14 protein-coding genes are annotated in these 17,233 nt (G+C 65.3%); 8 read left to right on the top strand and 6 right to left on the bottom strand.

The window, feature by feature from the left end; genetic code table 11:
* Nucleotides 1–109: 109 nt before the first annotated feature.
* Nucleotides 110–2,149: a M13 family metallopeptidase gene (locus AC3WJI_RS11865; RefSeq protein WP_492757476.1), complete on the top strand. Its 2,040-nt coding sequence runs from the start codon at nt 110–112 to the stop codon at nt 2,147–2,149.
* A gap of 315 nt (nt 2,150–2,464) precedes the next feature.
* On the opposite strand, the gene AC3WJI_RS11860 is transcribed toward AC3WJI_RS11865, so the two are convergent.
* Nucleotides 2,465–2,878: a GFA family protein gene (locus AC3WJI_RS11860; RefSeq protein WP_492757475.1), complete on the bottom strand. Its 414-nt coding sequence runs from the start codon at nt 2,876–2,878 to the stop codon at nt 2,465–2,467.
* Nucleotides 2,865–4,658, bottom strand: a complete 1,794-nt coding sequence (locus tag AC3WJI_RS11855; RefSeq protein WP_492757474.1) for a peptide MFS transporter — start codon at nt 4,656–4,658, stop codon at nt 2,865–2,867. The genes AC3WJI_RS11860 and AC3WJI_RS11855 overlap by 14 nt, the downstream gene beginning before the upstream one ends.
* 354 nt (nt 4,659–5,012) lie before the next feature.
* On the opposite strand from AC3WJI_RS11855, the gene AC3WJI_RS11850 reads away from it, so the two are divergent.
* Nucleotides 5,013–5,594: a nitroreductase family protein gene (locus AC3WJI_RS11850; RefSeq protein WP_492757473.1), complete on the top strand. Its 582-nt coding sequence runs from the start codon at nt 5,013–5,015 to the stop codon at nt 5,592–5,594.
* A gap of 37 nt (nt 5,595–5,631) precedes the next feature.
* Nucleotides 5,632–5,988, top strand: a complete 357-nt coding sequence (locus tag AC3WJI_RS11845; protein WP_492757472.1) for a GntR family transcriptional regulator — start codon at nt 5,632–5,634, stop codon at nt 5,986–5,988.
* Between the two features lie 352 nt (nt 5,989–6,340).
* On the opposite strand, the gene AC3WJI_RS11840 is transcribed toward AC3WJI_RS11845, so the two are convergent.
* A complete protein-coding gene (locus tag AC3WJI_RS11840) occupies nt 6,341–7,549 on the bottom strand; it encodes an LL-diaminopimelate aminotransferase (RefSeq protein WP_492757471.1) in 1,209 nt (402 codons plus the stop codon).
* 131 nt (nt 7,550–7,680) lie between these two features.
* Here AC3WJI_RS11840 and AC3WJI_RS11835 point away from each other — a divergent pair, with 131 nt between their 5' ends.
* The 3 genes from AC3WJI_RS11835 to clpS all read left to right on the top strand — a co-directional run bounded on the left by AC3WJI_RS11835 (nt 7,681) and on the right by clpS (nt 10,800).
* Nucleotides 7,681–9,411: a PHA/PHB synthase family protein gene (locus AC3WJI_RS11835; RefSeq protein WP_492757470.1), complete on the top strand. Its 1,731-nt coding sequence runs from the start codon at nt 7,681–7,683 to the stop codon at nt 9,409–9,411.
* Between the two features lie 115 nt (nt 9,412–9,526).
* Nucleotides 9,527–10,294 carry a phasin family protein gene (locus tag AC3WJI_RS11830; RefSeq protein WP_492757469.1) on the top strand — a complete coding sequence of 256 codons (768 nt, stop codon included), beginning with the start codon at nt 9,527–9,529 and terminating at the stop codon, nt 10,292–10,294.
* A 173-nt stretch (nt 10,295–10,467) separates the two neighbouring features.
* Nucleotides 10,468–10,800 (top strand): ATP-dependent Clp protease adapter ClpS, encoded by a 333-nt coding sequence (clpS, locus tag AC3WJI_RS11825; protein ID WP_492757478.1) that lies wholly within the window; start codon nt 10,468–10,470, stop codon nt 10,798–10,800.
* A 100-nt stretch (nt 10,801–10,900) separates the two neighbouring features.
* On the opposite strand, the gene AC3WJI_RS11820 is transcribed toward clpS, so the two are convergent.
* Nucleotides 10,901–11,611, bottom strand: coding sequence for a Crp/Fnr family transcriptional regulator (locus tag AC3WJI_RS11820; protein WP_492757468.1), 711 nt, complete (start codon nt 11,609–11,611; stop codon nt 10,901–10,903).
* A gap of 151 nt (nt 11,612–11,762) precedes the next feature.
* Here AC3WJI_RS11820 and murA point away from each other — a divergent pair, with 151 nt between their 5' ends.
* Entirely contained in the window at nt 11,763–13,046 is a 1,284-nt protein-coding gene (gene murA / locus AC3WJI_RS11815; protein WP_492757467.1) for a UDP-N-acetylglucosamine 1-carboxyvinyltransferase, read from the top strand.
* Nucleotides 13,047–13,068: 22 nt separating this feature from the next.
* Here the strand turns inward: murA and AC3WJI_RS11810 are convergent, their stop codons facing one another.
* Entirely contained in the window at nt 13,069–13,893 is an 825-nt protein-coding gene (locus AC3WJI_RS11810) for an oxidoreductase (protein WP_492757466.1), read from the bottom strand.
* A gap of 95 nt (nt 13,894–13,988) precedes the next feature.
* Here AC3WJI_RS11810 and AC3WJI_RS11805 point away from each other — a divergent pair, with 95 nt between their 5' ends.
* Entirely contained in the window at nt 13,989–14,891 is a 903-nt protein-coding gene (locus tag AC3WJI_RS11805; RefSeq protein ID WP_492757465.1) for a LysR family transcriptional regulator, read from the top strand.
* Here the strand turns inward: AC3WJI_RS11805 and AC3WJI_RS11800 are convergent.
* Nucleotides 14,888–17,209 (bottom strand): GH92 family glycosyl hydrolase, encoded by a 2,322-nt coding sequence (locus tag AC3WJI_RS11800; RefSeq protein ID WP_492757464.1) that lies wholly within the window; start codon nt 17,207–17,209, stop codon nt 14,888–14,890. The two genes, AC3WJI_RS11805 and AC3WJI_RS11800, sit on opposite strands and share 4 nt — an antisense overlap.
* Between the last annotated feature and the right edge of the window lie 24 nt (nt 17,210–17,233).

Raw genomic sequence — 17,233 nt, 5'->3', positions numbered from 1 at the left:
CCCCTGACCCCTCCCTGGCAGGGAGGGGAATATCGGTGATTTGATCGTTGCGTCTGTTACAACCCAGCGATACATTCCGATAACACACCTGATACGGGGGAATTATCGGATGAAGATCAAGGCTTTGGCGCGTCTGGCAGCAGGCGTCGCGCTCGTCGTGGCGACGGCGCCTGGGTTCACTCAGTCGACCGCGAACGGCCCGCGCTACGGTGCCTTCGGCGTCGACCTCACTGCCCAGAAGACCGGGGTCAAGCCGGGCGACGACTTCTGGACCTTCGCCAATGGCGGCTGGAACGAGCGCACCGAGATCGCGGCGGATCGCGCCTCGGCCGGCTTCGGCACCCAGCTCTCGATCGAAGCCGAGGCGAACGTCCGCGCGATCCTCGACGACATGGCGAAGAACCCCAAGGCCTATGGCGCCTCGGGCCGCCAGGTCGGCGATTTCTATGCCAGCTGGATGGATCAAGCGGGGATCGAGGCGCGCGGGACTGCGCCGCTCAAGCCGTATCTCGGGCGAATCGCGGCGGTGAAGGACCTCGCCGCGCTGCAAGTCCTGTTCGCTACGCCCGGCTATGCCGCGCCGGTCGAGCTCGGCGTGATCCCCGACCTCGCCGATCCGACGCGCTACACCGCGGTGGCAGGCCAGGGCGATCTCGGCATGCCGCGCGATTACTATCTGCTCGACGGCGAGAAGTATGTCGCCTTCCGCACTGCCTACCGCGCCTATGTCCAGAAGATCCAGGAACTCGCCGGCATTCCCGATGCCAGCGCCAAGGCCGATGCGATCGTCGCGCTCGAGACCGTGATCGCCAAGCAGCAATGGTCGCCCGAGCAGAGCCGTGACATCGCGAAATTGAACGATCCGCAGCCGCTCGCTGGGCTCGAGGCCAAGGCGCCCGAATTCGACTGGGCGCTGATGCTCAAGACCGCCGGTCTCGATTCCTCGCCGACGGTGTTGATGACGCAGAACACCGCGATCTCCGCGATCGGCAAGACCCTGGTCGCGACGCCGCTCCAGACGTGGAAGGATTATCTCGCCTACCGCTTCGTCAGCGATCACGCGCAGTATCTGCCCAAGGCGTTCGACGACACGCGCTTCGGCTTCTATTCGACCACGCTCAACGGCGTGCAGGTGCAGCGTGACCGCTGGAAGCGCGGCGTCCAGCTCACCAACGGCGCCTTGGGCGAGGCGGTCGGCGCGATCTATGTGGCGAAGTATTTCCCGCCCGCCGCCAAGGCACAGATGGGCGAGCTGATCGAGAATCTGCGCGCCGCCTATCAGGAGCGGATCGCCGGCTCGACCTGGATGGACGATGCCACCCGCAAGGCGGCCCTCGCCAAGCTCGCCGCGTTCGAGCCGCGCATCGGCCATCCCGACAAGTACATCGATTATGCGCCGTTCAAGGTGCAGCGCGGCGACGTGCTCGGCAACGCGATCCGCTCGGGCGAGTTCCAGCACCAGCTCGAGCTGCAGCGCTTCCCCAAGCCGGTCGATCGCACCCTGTGGAACATGACGCCCCAGACGGTGAACGCCTATTACAATCCGCTGGCCAACCAGATCACCTTCCCCGCCGCGATCCTTCAGCCGCCCTTCTTCGATCCCAAGGCCGACGCGGCGGTCAATTATGGCGCGATCGGCGCGATCATCGGCCACGAAATGGGCCATGGGTTCGACGATCAGGGCAGCCAGTTCGGGCCCAGCGGCAAGTTCGAGAATTGGTGGACCGACGCCGCCAAGAAGGGCTTCAAGGAGCGCACCGCCGCGCTCTCGACTCAGTACAACGCCTATGAGCCGATCCCCGGCACCAAGATCAAAGGCGATCTGACCCTGGGCGAGAATATCGGCGATCTCGGCGGAGTCGAGGCGGCCTATGCTGCCTACCAGAAATACCAGGCCAAGCATGGCAAGGCTCCGGTGATCGGTGGGCTGACCGGCGACCAGCGCTTCTTCCTCGCTTATGCCCAGGCATGGCAGACCAAGGTGCGCGAAGGCGCGCAGCGCCAGCAATTGCTCACCGATCCGCACTCGCCGGCGATGTTCCGAGTCAACGGCATCGTCCGCAATGTCGACGCCTGGTACAAGGCGTTCGACGTCAAGCCGGGCGACGCGCTCTACCTCGCGCCCGCGCAGCGCGTGCACATCTGGTAAGCACTGATCCCTGGCGAAACACGATCGCCCCGGCAGCAATGCCGGGGCGATTTGTTTGTGCGGTTGCAATTCGTGCAACTTGCCCTCGGGAACATTGCATTTGCGGGAAATGCACGCGCGACCCAAATGCGTTCTATGCTGCATTGCAGCACTATCGTTCCAAGGATTTTTCCGATGTTCTCTCTGATCGCGCTCTTCGTCGCGCGGCGCCGCAACGCCGCCTGAAGCACTCGCAGCTTTTTGCGAAGGAAAAAGGGGAGCGGCGACGCTCCCCTTTTTCGTATTGAGCTTGATCGCAATAATTGGGAACGGGAGCTAACCCGCGCCGGTCCTCGGAAAATGCGGAACGTCCGGGTTCGAGCGGATCCACGACAGCCGCTCGCCGGTCCAGATCTCCTTCGCCGGGGGGAACAGCTCGGGATCGTCGAGCGTCGCGGTGGTGACGTCGAACAGCCCGGGCCGGCTGGCGCGCCGATAGGTGAGGGTGCTGCCGCATTGCGCGCAGAATCCCCATTCGACGCCCGGCGAGGTCTCGTGTACCGCCAGCTCGCCCGAGACGATCGCCACCCGGTCTTCGGGGAAGATCGCCCAGGCGAGTGTCGGCGCGCCGGTCATGCGGCGGCAATCGCTGCAATGGCAGTGCGACGTTGCCGCGGGCGTGCCGGCGACACGGTAGCGCACCGCGCCGCAGCGGCAGCCGCCCTCGGCGACGGGGCTATTGGACGCCATGCATCCACTTCTTGAGCGGCCAGCTGAGCAGCAGCAGGAGTACGCCCAGCCCGATCGCCCAATAGGAGATCAAGGTGAACACGTGGACATAGGTGTCGAGGCTGACCTTCAGGTTGGTCACCTGTCCGCCGACGGTATCGACGCTGGCGATCTGCGCGATCATTCCGGCAAAATATTGCGCGACCGAGATCGACAGGAACCACACGCCCATCATCAGCCCGACGACGCGGGCGATCGACAGCTTGGTGACCATCGAGAGCCCGACCGGCGAGATGCACAATTCGGCGAAGCTATGAACGAAATAGAGCCCGGCGAGCCACCAGACCGACACGCGGAACCCGGCATCGGCGAAATTCGAGCCCCAGACGAGCAACAGGAACCCCGCCGCGACGCCGATCAAGGCGATGCCGAACTTGACCGGGATCGACGGCTCGACTCCGCGCCGGGCGAGGCCGGTCCACATCACGCTCATGAACGGCGCGAGCAATACGATGAATGCGGCGTTGAAGAACTGGGTCTGGCCCGCGGTGATGCTGAACAGCCCGAACACCGACAGGTCGGTGTTGCGGTCGGCGAACAGGGTCAGCGACGAGCCGGCCTGCTCGAACAAGGTCCAGAAAACCACGTTGAACACGATGAGGATCATCGCGGCGAGCATCATCTGGAATTCCTGGCGGCTGCCCGCGACGAACGACCAGATCAGGATGCCGGGGACCGAGAGCAGGAAGGTGCCGAACAGGAACTTGCCCATCAGCGGCAGCGACGCGATGTAGCCGATGATCCCCGATCCGGCCGCCGGCTCCACCGAGTTCATCAGGTTGACGTAGAGGAAATAGAAAACGGGCACGATCAGCAGCGCGCCAGCATAGATGAACCATTGCTGCCGCTCGACCTCGGGCCGCGCAGGCGGCTCGCCATAGCCGTTGAGCGTGTTGCCGTTGAATTGGATCAGCGCCCAGGAGATCATCATGCCGATTGCCGCGAGGCCGAAGCCCGCCCACCAGTCGAACGCCACTGCGAGCCACGGGCAGAGCAATTGCGAGAAGAGCGAGCCGATATTGATCCCCATGTAGAAGATCGTGAAGCCGGCGTCGCGGCGGCGGTCGTCGGGCTCGTAGAGCTCGCCGACCATCGTCGAGATATTGGGTTTGAAGAAGCCGTTGCCGGTCGACACCATCGACAGGCCGATCAGCATCACCATCACGTAGAAGGGACTGCGATCGGCATCGGATTCGAAGCTTCCCTTGGCGACCTTGCGCACCGATGCGCCGTTCTCGAGCAGGTCGACGGTACCGTCGTCATTGCCCTTGATCTCGAGCTTGCGGGCGCCGTCGACGACGTAGCGGATCTCGCGGTCGCCGGCCTTTTCGATCGATACTTCGTAGCGCTGCCCGTCGACCGTGGCGTGCGGCTTGGCGGTCGGGCCGCCGAAGCACAGGATCAGATAGCCCAGCGACATCACGATCGCGCCGAACTTGACCGCCCGCTTCGAGCCGAGGAACTGGTCTGCGAGATAGCCGCCGACGAGCGGGGTCAGATAGACAAGTGCGGTGAAGCCGCCATAGATGCCCGTCGCCTGGCGGTCGCCGAACATGAAGTGCTGGGTTAGATAAAGCGTCAGCAGCGCCCGCATGCCGTAGAAGCCGAAGCGCTCCCACATTTCGGTGCTGAACATTCGCGCGAGCTGGCGCGGGTGGCCGAACCACGTCTTCTCCGCGGCGGGATTGACGTGGCTGATATCGGGTTCGGCCGGGCTGTCGGCGGTGGGGGTTTCGACCATGCGGAAAGAGTGACCTTATAGTTTGGTTTCCGGGACTTGCCCGGCGCATGGGCGGCGAGACTAGACGGAACCGCGCTTGTGTAAAGCGCAAGGGCGTCGGTGCTCCCGGCCGATGTCCGCGCGTACGCTTGCAAAATTGGATTTCGCCTGCTGGGCTCGCGGCGCCATGACTCAGCCGCTCATCCCCTCGTCGCAGCGCTTCGGACGCGCATTTGCCGCGAAAGAAAGTTGCGAGATGAATCGCATTTCGGTCAACTTAGTCAATTTAAGCGAGCGCCGTCGCGTCGGCGCGCCGCGGGGCGATCGGTCGCAATCGCGGTTGGCGCCCGTTCGATCGATGCCTAGATCGTCGGCATGACCTTCAATGACCGCACCACGCCGCTCAATCTCCTCAAGACCCGCCGCTCGGGCAAGCCGCGCGACATGGTCGCGCCGGGGCCGAGCCTCGAGCAGCTGCACGAGATGGTCGCGATCGCCGCGCGCACGCCCGATCACGGCAAGCTCGCGCCGTGGCGGTTCGTGATCGTGCCCGAAGCGGCACGGCCGGCACTGGCGCTCAAGCTGGTCGAGATCCAGCGCGCCGAGAAACCCGATTGTACGCCACGCGACGACGAGGCGGCGGCGCAGTTCGTCACCCAGGCGCCCGCTCTGGTGGTGGTGCTGTCGGCGCCGGTGATCCCGCACAAGATCCCGCTCTGGGAGCAGGAATTGTCCGCCGGGGCAGCGTGCATGAACCTTCTGCACGCGGCGCATGCCTCTGGCTTCGTCGGCAGCTGGCTGACCGGCTGGGCGGCCTATTCGGATGCGGTGCGCGACCTGTTCGGCGCGGCGCCGCAGCGGATCGCCGGCTTCGTCTTCATCGGCACGCCGGGGCGCGAACTCGAGGAGCGGCCGCGCGGCGAACTGTCCGAAGTCGTACACCAGTGGAATCCCTGACTATGGACCTGATCGCCAATTGGTGTATTAAGTCAGCATGACAGCGCTCGAGCACGAAGACTCACCCGTTTACCTCAAGCTGCGTGCCACGATTGCTGCGGCGATCTTGCGCGGCGAATATCGGGCTGGCGACCAGCTCCCCTCGGTCCGCGCGCTCGCCGCCGAGCACGGCGCCAACCCGCTCACCGTCGCCAAGGCCTATCAGAGCTTCCAGGACGACGATTATGTCGAGGTCCGCCGCGGCGTCGGCATGTTCGTGCTGCCGGGCGCAGTCGAGCGGCTCCGCATCGCCGAGCGCGAGCGTTTCCTGACCGGGCATTGGCCGCGGGTGCGCGAGCATATCGCATTGCTCGGGCTCGACGTGCGCGAATTGCTCGAGAGCGAGACGGCCTGAGGTCCTGCTTGCGATGTAGGATTTGATTTGCTGAGATCGATGCGCTGCCGGTCGGCCGCCGCTCTTTGACTCTGTCGATCTGTGCCGCAACGTAAGGTGCGTATTGAACGGGCCTGCCTGAATTCGACGCATCCCGTTCGCGCCGGAGGGTGCGCGATAGTGTGACCTTTGTGTGACCTTTCGTCCGCAGGCGGCGTGCTACGGCGGACGGTCTTATCCCAAATCTCAACCAATTCGTCACCCCGGCTTTGGGTCGGGGCCACGGTGCAACCGGGCGAAAGGCCCGAACCTCCAGCCTTTCCTTCGCGGACCGTGGACTCCGGCCAAAGGCCGGGGTGACGTCCGTAATTGTCTAACCCGCCTTGGCGCTCGGCGTGTTGACGCCCATCGACTGGAGGTACTTGCGCACATTGCGCGCCGCCTGGCGCAGGCGCTGCTCGTTCTCGACCATCGCGATGCGGACGAAGCCCTCTCCATTCTCGCCATAGCCAACGCCCGGCGCGACTGCGACCTTCGCGTGGCTGAGCAACTGCTTCGAGAATTCGAGGCTGCCGAGATGCGCGAGTGCCGGCGGCAGCGGCGCCCAGGCGAACATCGACGCGCGGGGGCTGGGGATGTCCCAGCCGGCGCGGCCGAAGCTCTCGACCAGCACGTCGCGGCGCTTGTGATAGAGCTGGCGATTCTTCTCGACGATGTCCTGCGGGCCGTTGAGCGCGGCGCAGGCGGCGGCCTGGACCGGTGTGAAGGCGCCGTAGTCGAGATACGACTTCACGCGGGTCATCGCCGCGATGAGATCCTTGTTGCCCACCGCGAAGCCGATCCGCCAGCCTGCCATCGAATAGGTCTTCGACAGCGACGTGAACTCGATCGCGACGTCCTTGGCGCCCTTGACCTGCAGGATCGAGACGGTCGGGTTGCCGTCATAATAGAGCTCGGAATAGGCCAGGTCGGAAATGATCCAGACCTTGTTCTCCTTCGCCCAGGCGACAAGCCGCTCGTAGAATGCGAGGTCGACGGTCTCCGCGGTCGGGTTCGACGGATAATTGACGACCAGGATCGAGGGGCGCGGGACGGTGAAATTCATCGCGCGCTCGAGGCTTTCGAAATAGGCCTCGTCGGGCGTGGTCGGCACCGCGCGGATCGTCGCGCCGGCGATGATGAAGCCGAAGGTGTGGATCGGATAGCTCGGGTTCGGCGCGAGGATCACGTCGCCCGGCGCGGTGATCGCGGTGGCGAGGCTGGCCAGGCCTTCCTTCGAGCCCATCGTCACCACGACTTCGGTCTCGGGATCGACATCGACGCCGAAGCGGCGGCCGTAATAATTTGCCTGGGCGCGGCGCAGCCCGGGAATGCCCTTGGATTGCGAATAGCCGTGCGCGTCGGGCTTCGATGCGACTTCGCAGAGCTTTTCGATGACATGCGCCGGCGGCGGCAGGTCGGGATTGCCCATGCCGAGATCGATGATGTCCTCGCCCGCCGCCCGCGCCGCTGCCCGCATGCCGTTGACTTCGGCGATGACATAGGGCGGCAGCCGCTTGATGCGGTAGAACTCTTCGGACATTTCCACTTCTCTCTCGGGTTTGGGCGCTGCATTGCGCCGTGAAGCGTTCCTACGCGATTCCGGCGCGTGCGGGAATGACGTCTTGGCTTGTCGGCGCTAAAGCGGCCAAAAGCGAGGCTGGAGAGGAACCTATGGCCGATACCCCGACTCCCAAGCCGAGCCTCGAGGACCTGCAGCATTGGACCTGGGTGCTGGGCAAGGCGCAGCAGATGATGCTCGAGCACGGCTTCGACATGGCCAAGCTGCCCGCCGCCGGCCCCTTCGGCGCGATGCTTGATCCGACCGCGGCGATGCGCACCGGTGCGAGCTTCTGGGCCGACACGATGCAATTGTGGCAGCGCTTCCTCGATCCGGCGCACGCCGCGCCGTTCGAGGAGACGCCCGAGCAGGCGAGGGACAAGCGCTTCAAGGCACCGCAATGGCGCGAGGAGCCGGTGTTCGACTTCCTGCGCCAGAGCTATTTTGTCATTGCCGACAATCTCTTGAAGGGCGTCGACGCGCTCGACGGAGTCGATCCCAAGCAGAAGGAGCAGATCCGCTTCGCCACCAAGGGGTTCATCGACGCGGTGAGCCCGACCAACTTTCCGGCGACCAACCCGCAGGTGCTCGAGAAAATCGTCGAGACCAAGGGCGAGAGCCTGCTCAAGGGCCTGCAGAATATGCTGTCGGACATCGCCAAGGGGCAGATGACGCAGACCGCCGAGGGCGCCTTCGAGCTCGGCCGCAACCTTGCGATGACCCCCGGCAAGGTGGTCAAGCGCACGCCGCTCTACGAGTTGATCCAATATTCGCCCACGACCGAACAGGTCACTGCGACACCGCTGATCATCTTCCCGCCCTGGATCAACCGCTTCTACATTCTCGACCTGACGCCGGAGAAGAGCTTCATCGCCTGGGCGGTGGCGCAGGGGCTTACCGTGTTCGTCGTGTCGTGGAAGTCGGCCGATGCGAGCATGAAGCATGTCGTTTGGGACGATTATGTCGAGCGCGGCCAGATCGACGCGATCGACACGGTGCGCGACCTGCTCGGCGTCGAGGGCGTGCATGCGATCGGCTATTGCGTTGCCGGCACCACGCTGGCGGCAACGCTGGCGGTGCTCGCAGCGCGCGGCGAGAGCGAGAAGGTCAAGAGCGCGACCTTCTTCACCGCGCAGGTCGATTTCAGCGAGGCCGGCGACCTGACCATGTTCGTCGACGATGATCAGCTCGGCATGATCAAGAGCCTGGGCGGCGAGGGCTTCCTCGACGGGCGCTACATGGCGATGACGTTCAACCTGCTGCGCGGCCGCGACCTGATCTGGAACTACGTCACCAACAATTACCTGATGGGGCAGGATTATGTGCCCTTCGACCTGCTCCACTGGAATTCGGACGTCACAAACCTGCCCGCGACCTGGCATCTGAGCTATCTGACCGACCTGTACCGCGACAACAAATTGGCGGTGCCGAACCTGATGTCGATCGGGGGCACGCCGATCGATCTCGGCAAGGTGACGACGCCGACCTATGTCCAGGCCGGCCGCGAGGATCATATCGCGCCTGCAGCGAGCGTGTGGAAGATCACGCACCACTTCAAGGGGCCGCTCAAGTTCGTGCTGGCCGGCTCGGGGCACATTGCCGGCGTGGTCAATCCGCCCGCGGCGGGGAAGTACCAATATTGGGTCAATGACCAGAAGGTCGAGACGCTCGCCGAGTTCATCGCAGGCGCGAAGGAAACCAAGGGGAGCTGGTGGCCCGATTGGGCGGCATGGATCGAGGAGATCGATGCCGCCAAAGTGGATGCAAAAGGCGCACGTGTCCCAGGCGGGGGCAAGCTCGAAGCGCTCGAAGACGCTCCGGGGAGCTACGTTCGGGCGCGCTGAAATGCTCGTTCCGTAGCGTAAATGACTTTTTGTGCAGTGCACAAAAGTTCGCTTGCAATGCGCGCAACGGTCCCTTATATGCTGCGTTGCAGCAATAGTCAGGGAACCGTGTCACATGGCCACCAAGGGACCGAAAGCGTCGGCACAGCCGATCGCTCCGAAGCCTGCGGCGCGCGCCAGCAAGCCGGCCGCGCCCAAGGCTGGCGCTGCCGCAGCCAAGATCGAGAAGAAAACCGCGCCCGTCGTCATCGAAGCAGCCGCTCCGGTGAACGCGTCGGGACCGGCTCCGATCGTGGAAGTCGCGTCGCAGGAAGCAGTCGAAATCGTTCAACCCGCAGCAGAGCAGGCCCAAGCCGCCGTCGCGGAAACCGTCAACGTCGCCGAGGCCGTCGCCGAGACCGCCGCGGATGCAACCGTCAAGGAAACCACCACCATGGCTACCAATTTCGAGAACACCACCACTGCCAACGTCAACAAGGCCCAGGCCCTGTTCGGCGAGTGGAACGACCGCACCAAGACCGCCGTCGAGAAGTCGACCAAGCTGGTCGAAGAGGCCAACGAGTTCGCCAAGGGCAACCTCGAAGCCGTCGTCGAGTCGGGCCGTATTGCTGCCAAGGGTCTCGAGACCCTCGGCCAGGACGCTGCCGAATATGGCCGCAAGTCGTTCGAGAGCGCGACCGCCGCGATGAAGACCCTCGCGACCGTCAAGTCGCCGACCGAGTTCTTCAAGCTGCAGAGCGACTTCGTCCGCGGCGCGTTCGATGCGTATGTCGCCGAAGCCTCGAAGAACACCGAAGCCGTTCTCAAGCTCGCCGGCGACGCTGCGCAGCCGATCTCCAGCCGCTTCGCGGTTGCTGCCGAGAAGGTGAAGGTCACCGCCTGAGCGCTTGGCGCTCCAGTAAATGCGTATCGGGGCGGCTGCCGAACGGCGGCCGCCTTTCTTTTTGGCTCGCGACGGGCGGTTTCGGGATCAATGGCGCGGCTGCGGCCTTGCCTCGCTTCCGATGAGCCCATATTTTCAGCACGATGTCCGAAACCAGCAAACACCGAATTCGAATGGCCGAGGACGGCGACGACGACACGGGGACGCGCGATCCTTCGGTCGGGCTCGCGACGCGTACCCGTACGCGTACCAAGAAGCCGACGCCGTACCGCGTGCTGATGCTCAACGACGATTACACGCCGATGGAATTCGTCGTGCTCTGCCTCCAGCGCTTCTTCCGGATGAGCATGGAGGAGGCGACGCAGGTGATGCTCCACGTCCATCAGCGCGGCGTGGGGGTCTGCGGGGTGTTCAGCTACGAAGTCGCTGAGACCAAGGTCAGCCAAGTGATCGATTTCGCCCGGCAGAACCAGCATCCGCTGCAATGCACGCTGGAGAAGGCGTGAGGGGCTGAGTTCTCGGCCGATGCTCCTGCGAAAGCAGGAGCCCGGGGTTACCAAGTGCGTCGCTCGCGACTCTGGGCTCCTGCTTTCGCAGAAACACGGCCTAGCTCCGCGGCGAGGGAAGCCAGCTCAGGTCTAGCCCCTGATAACGGTTCACGTAATTCGCGGCCCGCACCAGCGCACGTTCGTCGTTGAGCGTGACGCGGCCCGATTCGCGCTTGATCAGCCCGTCTTCCTCAAGCTGGCGCAGCATCCGGTTGACATGGACCGCGGTGAGCCCGGTCGCGTCGCCGATCTCTTCCTGGGTGAGGCCGAGTGCGAAGGCGCTGGCGATGCTCTTGTCGGTATGGCGCAGGCGATTGCGCAACTCGAGCAGCAACGCGGCGACGCGCGCCTTGGCGCTGGTGCGGCCGAGCGCCGCGAGCCGATCGGTGAGCGCGACGCGTTCGATCTGGCAATAGACGAGGATCAGCGCGGAGAGCCGCGGATGCTGGTCCATGATGTCGGACAAGGCCGCGCGGTCGAACGGCGAGACCACGCAATCGGAGAGCGCGGCGAGCGACTCGGGCGCCTCCTGATAGACGGCGCTCGATACGCCGAGCATGTCGCCGGGAAACAGGAAGCGGAGAATCTGGCGGCTGCCGTCGTCGAGCAGCACATAGCTCATCATCAGCCCCTTGCGGAGGATGAACAGCTCGTTGCACGGCTCGTTTTCACGCTGCAGCACCGCCCCGCGGCGCACCGGCCGCTGGCGTTCCTCCAGCTTTTCGAGCGCGTCTTTCTCCCCTTGGGTGAGATCGACGAGTTCGCTCAAGATATCCGCAAAACAACTACCCGACACGAATTGGTATTCCCCCCACGCGCGATGCAAAGCAGTGCCGCGGAATCAATGCATTAAAGTCGATCAATCCGAGTCACGACCCGTCGCGCTTGCGCCCGCGTCCCGAGCGGCTAGAAGCTCGGTCATGGACCGTATCCTCATCCGCGGCGGAAACCGCCTCTCGGGAAAAATTGCCGTTTCGGGCGCGAAAAACGCTGCCTTGACGCTGATGCCGTGCGCACTGCTGACCGACGAGCCGCTCACGCTGCGCAACCTGCCACGATTGGCCGACGTCGACAGCTTCGGACATCTACTGAATGAGTTAGGCGCCTCGACCTCGATCGAAGGCACCCGCCCCAACGACTTCGGCCGGGTGATGACGGTGCGCGCGGGCAATCTCAGCTCGACGGTCGCGCCGTATGACATCGTGCGCAAGATGCGCGCCTCGATCCTGGTGCTCGGTCCGCTGGTCGGCCGGGCGGGCGAGGCGACGGTGTCGCTTCCGGGGGGCTGCGCCATCGGCAACCGCCCGATCGACCTGCATTTGAAGGCGCTCGAGGCGATTGGTGCCGAGATCGAGCTGGCCTCTGGCTATGTGAAGGCGAGCGCGCCGGGTGGGCGGCTGTCGGGCGGGCAATATCGCTTTCCGGTGGTCTCGGTCGGCGCGACCGAGAATGTGCTGATGGCCGCGGCCACCGCGCGCGGCACCACCGTGCTCGACAATGCGGCACGCGAGCCAGAGATCGTCGATCTGTGCAACCTGCTGGTCGCGATGGGCGCGTCGATCGAAGGGATCGGCACCGAGCGGCTGGTGATCGAGGGCCGCGAGCGGCTCCACGGCGCGACCTATTCGGTAATGCCCGATCGCATCGAGGCGGGCAGCTATGCCTGCGCCGCGGCGATCACCGGCGGTGACGTCGAACTGGTTGGCGCCAATGCCGCCGACATGCGCGCCACGCTCGACGCGCTGGTCGAGGCGGGAATCACCGTCGAGGAGACCAAGGACGGCGTGCGCATCGCCGCGCCCAACGGCATCAAGCCGCTGACCTTGTCGACCGCGCCTTTCCCCGGCTTCGCCACTGACATGCAGGCGCAGTTCATGGCGATGCTGTGCAAGGCAGACGGCGCGAGCGTGCTCACCGAGACGATCTTCGAGAATCGCTACATGCACGTGCCCGAGCTGGCGCGGATGGGCGCGAACATCGAAGTCCATGGCCGCACCGCCGTGGTGCGCGGCGTCGACAAGCTCACCGGCGCGCCGGTGATGGCGACCGACCTGCGCGCCTCGATGAGCCTGATCCTCGCCGGCCTGGTCGCCGAGGGCGAAACCCAGGTCCAGCGAGTCTATCACCTCGATCGCGGCTATGAGCGGCTTGAGGAGAAGCTTCAGGCAGTCGGCGCCGACATCGAGCGTGCCGGCGACGGCTGACCGGATCAGGCTTCGGTCCTGATCAATCTTCGACGAAGTCGGTGCTGCGGGTCACCGCTTCCCAGCTGCCGATCTCGTCGATCACTGCGTCGAGCTTGGTGCGTGCGCGGTTGAGCGCGTCGCTGCCGAGCAGCAGGTGCAGCGGCGGGTTGGGCGAATCCGCCAGCGTCAGGATCGCCGTGGCGGCACGACGCGGGTCGCCGAGCTGCTTCCCCGCCATCGTCGCGAGCGCAGCCGCCGAGCGGCCGGCCGAGTCGGCATAAGCGGTATCGGCGCCGCTTTTGCGGATCGAATGGTCCGACAGGAAATCGGTGCGGAATGCCCCCGGCGCCACCGCGGTGACGTGGATGCCGAGTGGCGCGACTTCCTGCGATAAAGCCGCCGACAGCCCTTCGAGCGCAAACTTGGCGGCGGCATAGAGCCCCGATCCCGAGTTAGGCGCGCGGCCGGCGATCGAGGTGATGTTGATGATGTGTCCCGCGCCCTGCGCCCGCAGGCGCGGCAGCGCCGCCCGGATCAGGCGGAATGGGCCGAACAGGTCGACGTCAAACAGCCGGGCGACGTCGGCGTCGCTCGCCTGCTCGATCGCGCCGATCAGGCCATAGCCGGCATTGTTGACGATCACGTCGATCGATCCTGCCAGCGCGAAGGCCTGCTCGACCGCCGGTGCGATGGCGGCGGGGTCGGCCATGTCGAGCGACAGCACGTGCAGCGTGCCGGTACCGGTATCGAGCGCGGGGGCCTCGCCGCGAACGGTGCCGATAACGGTATCGCCGCGCGCCAGTGCCGCCTCAGCCAAAGCAAGGCCGAGCCCCCGCGAAATGCCGGTGATGAACCACGTCTTCATGATCATTCTCCTTCGCGGCGAAGATGGGCATCCGGACGAGGTGAGATAATGACGGCATTTTGCCATGGTCTTGTTAGCGCTGCTAACAGGTGATGATGGAACCGACGCTCCTGCCCGCCGACTATCAGCAGCTTCGCGGCTTCGTTGCCGTCGCGCGCCTGCTCAGCTTCAGCCGCGCCGCCGCCGAAATGGGCGTGTCGCCCTCGGCGCTGAGCCAACTCGTCCGCGGGCTGGAGGAACGTCTCGGCGCGCGTTTGCTCAACCGCACCACGCGCAGCGTTTCGCTCACCGACGCCGGAGCGGCATTGCTGGCGCGGACCGAGCCCGCGCTGGCCGAGCTGGGCGACGCTATGGTCCAGGCGCGCGCGCGGCGAAGGGGGATTGCCGGCCGGGTGCGCGTACATGCCTCGCGTTTCGCCAGCGAACTGCACGTGTTGCCGATCCTGCCGCGCTTCGCCGAGGAGCATCCCGACATCGTGCTCGACATCTCGCTGGATGACGCGGTGGTCGACATCGTGTCGGAAGGCTATGACGTAGCGATCCGCATCGGCGAAGTGATCGAGCGGGACATGGTCGCGCTGGCGCTCGGCGCGGAGATGCGGCAGCTTGCCGTCGCCACTCCCGATTACATCGCCGCGCATGGCGCGCCCGAGCATCCGCAGGAATTGCTGCGTCACCGCTGCATCCGCTGGCGCTGGCCGGGCAATGCCGCGCCCTATCACTGGGAGTTCTGGGACAAGGGCTGGTTCCAGGTCGCCGTCGACGGGCCGCTGATCCTCAACGACAAGCAGGCCTGTATCGAAGCCGCAGTCCAGGGTATCGGCATCGCCTTCGCCGCCGAACCCAAGGTGCGCGCGCATATTGCGGCAGGCCGGCTGGTCCCGCTGCTCGAGCAATGGTCGGCGCCGTTTCCTGGCCATTATCTCTGCTATCCGCAGCAGCGCCACATGGCGCCGGCGCTGCGGGCGTTCATCGACGCAGTTCGGCGCGGCGCCTAGCGCGCGGTGCTGGTCGAGAACGGGCGGGCTGCGCGCGACGTCGCCCAGGCCTTATTCGGCTTGGCCTGCATCGTGAAGCGCAGTTCGCCGCCGGCGATCAGGTCGTCGTGCGTGAGATAGCTGCGCGTCAACGGCCTGCCGTTCAGCGTGATCTTGCCGACATAGCCGTTCGCTGCCGACAGCCCGTTCGCCAGCACGACGAAGCGCTTGCCGTTCGGCAGGTTTAGCGTTGCCCGGTTCGCGAAGGGACGGCCGATGACATATTGGTTCGAGCCCGGGGCAACGGGATAGAAGCCGAGCGCGGTGAACACGAGCCAGGACGACATCTGGCCGAGATCGTCATTGCCCGAAAGCCCCGCGGGGCCGGTCTTGTACTGGCTCTCGACGATCTGCTTGAGCCGCTCCTGCGTCCGCCAGGGCTGGCCGGCATAGCTGTAGAGGTAGGCGACGTGGTGGCTCGGTTCGTTGCCGTGAATGTACTGGCCGATCAGCCCGGCGATATCCTCGGCATGGCTGTAATCGAGCTTCGAATTGTCGAAATCGAACATCGCGTCGAGCTTGCGTACTGCGGCCTTGTCGCCGCCGAGCAGGGCGAACATCGCGGCCTGGTCCTGCGGCACGAACCAGGAATATTGCCAGGCATTGCCCTCGGTATAGTCCGAACCATAGTTGATCGCGGTGGGATCGAACGGCGTGCGGAAGTTGCCGTCGGCCTTGCGGGCGCGCAGGAAGCCGGTCTTGGCATCGAAGCTGTTGCGCCAATTGCCGGCGCGCTTCTCGAAGGTGGCGGCGACGTCATCCTTGCCCAGCGCGCGCGCCATGCGGGCGATCGTCCAGTCGTCATAGGCATATTCGACCGTCTTGGACGCCGCCTCCGGCTCCTTGTCGATCGGGGCGTAGCCGAGCTTCATATATTGATCGAGCCCGCCATAGGGCCCGTAGGTGGCGCTCTTGACCATCGCGTCGAGCGCGACATCGGGGTCGAAGCCGCGGATACCCTTGAGATAGGCGTCGGCGATGACCGGCACGGCATGATAGCCGATCATCGTCCAGGTCTCGCGGCCGTGGAATTGCCAGACCGGCAGGATCCCGAACGGGCTCTGCTGCTGGCTGGCGATCAGCGACTGGACGAAGTCCGCGTTGCGGCGCTCGGGCTGGACGAGCAGCAGCAGCGGATGCTCGGCGCGGAAGGTATCCCAGAGCGAAAAGGTCGAGTGGAAGGTGAAGCCCTCGGCCTTGTGGACCTGGTCGTCGGGGCCGCGATATCGTCCGTCCACGTCGGAGAAGGTGCTCGGTGCCATCAGCGCGTGGTAGAGCGCGGTGGCGACGGTCGTCTTGGTCGGGGCGGGGGCGTCGAGCTCGATCGCGCCGAGCGCCTGCTCCCAGGCCGTCCGGGTAGCGGCGCGGACCGCGTCGAAATTGCCGGGCTCGCTGTCGAGATTGGCGATCGCGCCGTCCTCGTCGACACTCGACAGCGCGACCTTGAGCTCAAGCGGCTTGTCGAGCTTGCCGAAATCGAGCCGGGCGACGAGCGCGCGGCCGGCAAGCTGGTCGAGATCGTCGCGGCCGCGGCCGGGGCCCTGGAAGCCGCGATACTCGACCTTCTCCTCGCGGTTGAGGAAGGCGTGGCCGGTGAGCGGTGCCGAGGGGCGGATCGCGAAAAAGAGCTTGCGGGCCGGCGCCCAGCCGCGGGTCTCGCGCATCCCGGTGATCGTGCCGTCGGGGCGGATGCGGATCGACGACCACAAGGTCTTGCCGGGGTAATTGTAGAGTCCGCTGCGTAGATCGAGGATGACGTGCGCACTCTGGCCCGCGGCGAAGGCGTAGCGGTGGACGCCGATGCGCGTGCCTGCAGTGAGCTCGGCACGGATCTTCGTGTCGGACAGCGTGACGGCATAATAGCCGGGCTGGGCTGTCTCGGTGGCGTGATCGAAGCGCGAGCGATAGCCCGAGCCGGGCTGCTTGGGGTCGCCGGGTTCGAGCAGCACATTGTCGCCCGCGGGCATGATCAGGAAATCGCCGAGGTCCGAATGTCCCGCGCCTGAGAAATGGGTGTGCGAGAAGCCCTGGATCGTCGGGTCGTCATAGCGATAGCCTGCGGCGTGGCCGTAACAGTCGCGGATCACGCAGCCGGTGTCGGTGTCGGGGCTGAGCTGCACCATTCCGAACGGCGCCACCGCCCCCGGGAAGGTATGACCCTCGCCGCCGGTGCCGATGAAGGGGTCGACGCTGTCATAGGTCGTCTGGGCGGCGAGCGGCGCGGCGGTGAGCGACAGGGCGGCGAGCGCGGCCAATGCGCGGCTAAGGCTACTGGGCATGGCGTGGGGTTAAAGCATGGCTTT

Source organism: Sphingomonas sp. FW306-1B-B10E, from assembly GCF_058782005.1.
The sequence above is the reverse complement of the archived record's forward strand: the minus strand, read 5'-3'. Positions and strand labels throughout refer to the sequence as shown.

What these genes read in the sequence shown, in the direction of transcription:
- AC3WJI_RS11865 (WP_492757476.1), top strand. Translation starts at nt 110, where the DNA reads ATGAAGATCAAGGCTTTGGCGCGTCTGGCAGCAGGCGTCGCGCTCGTC.
- AC3WJI_RS11860 (WP_492757475.1), bottom strand. Translation starts at nt 2,878, where the DNA reads ATGGCGTCCAATAGCCCCGTCGCCGAGGGCGGCTGCCGCTGCGGCGCG.
- AC3WJI_RS11855 (WP_492757474.1), bottom strand. Translation starts at nt 4,658, where the DNA reads ATGGTCGAAACCCCCACCGCCGACAGCCCGGCCGAACCCGATATCAGC.
- AC3WJI_RS11850 (WP_492757473.1), top strand. Translation starts at nt 5,013, where the DNA reads ATGACCTTCAATGACCGCACCACGCCGCTCAATCTCCTCAAGACCCGC.
- AC3WJI_RS11845 (WP_492757472.1), top strand. Translation starts at nt 5,632, where the DNA reads ATGACAGCGCTCGAGCACGAAGACTCACCCGTTTACCTCAAGCTGCGT.
- AC3WJI_RS11840 (WP_492757471.1), bottom strand. Translation starts at nt 7,549, where the DNA reads ATGTCCGAAGAGTTCTACCGCATCAAGCGGCTGCCGCCCTATGTCATC.
- AC3WJI_RS11835 (WP_492757470.1), top strand. Translation starts at nt 7,681, where the DNA reads ATGGCCGATACCCCGACTCCCAAGCCGAGCCTCGAGGACCTGCAGCAT.
- AC3WJI_RS11830 (WP_492757469.1), top strand. Translation starts at nt 9,527, where the DNA reads ATGGCCACCAAGGGACCGAAAGCGTCGGCACAGCCGATCGCTCCGAAG.
- clpS (WP_492757478.1), top strand. Translation starts at nt 10,468, where the DNA reads ATGGCCGAGGACGGCGACGACGACACGGGGACGCGCGATCCTTCGGTC.
- murA (WP_492757467.1), top strand. Translation starts at nt 11,763, where the DNA reads ATGGACCGTATCCTCATCCGCGGCGGAAACCGCCTCTCGGGAAAAATT.
- AC3WJI_RS11810 (WP_492757466.1), bottom strand. Translation starts at nt 13,893, where the DNA reads ATGAAGACGTGGTTCATCACCGGCATTTCGCGGGGGCTCGGCCTTGCT.
- AC3WJI_RS11805 (WP_492757465.1), top strand. Translation starts at nt 13,989, where the DNA reads ATGGAACCGACGCTCCTGCCCGCCGACTATCAGCAGCTTCGCGGCTTC.
- AC3WJI_RS11800 (WP_492757464.1), bottom strand. Translation starts at nt 17,209, where the DNA reads ATGCCCAGTAGCCTTAGCCGCGCATTGGCCGCGCTCGCCGCCCTGTCG.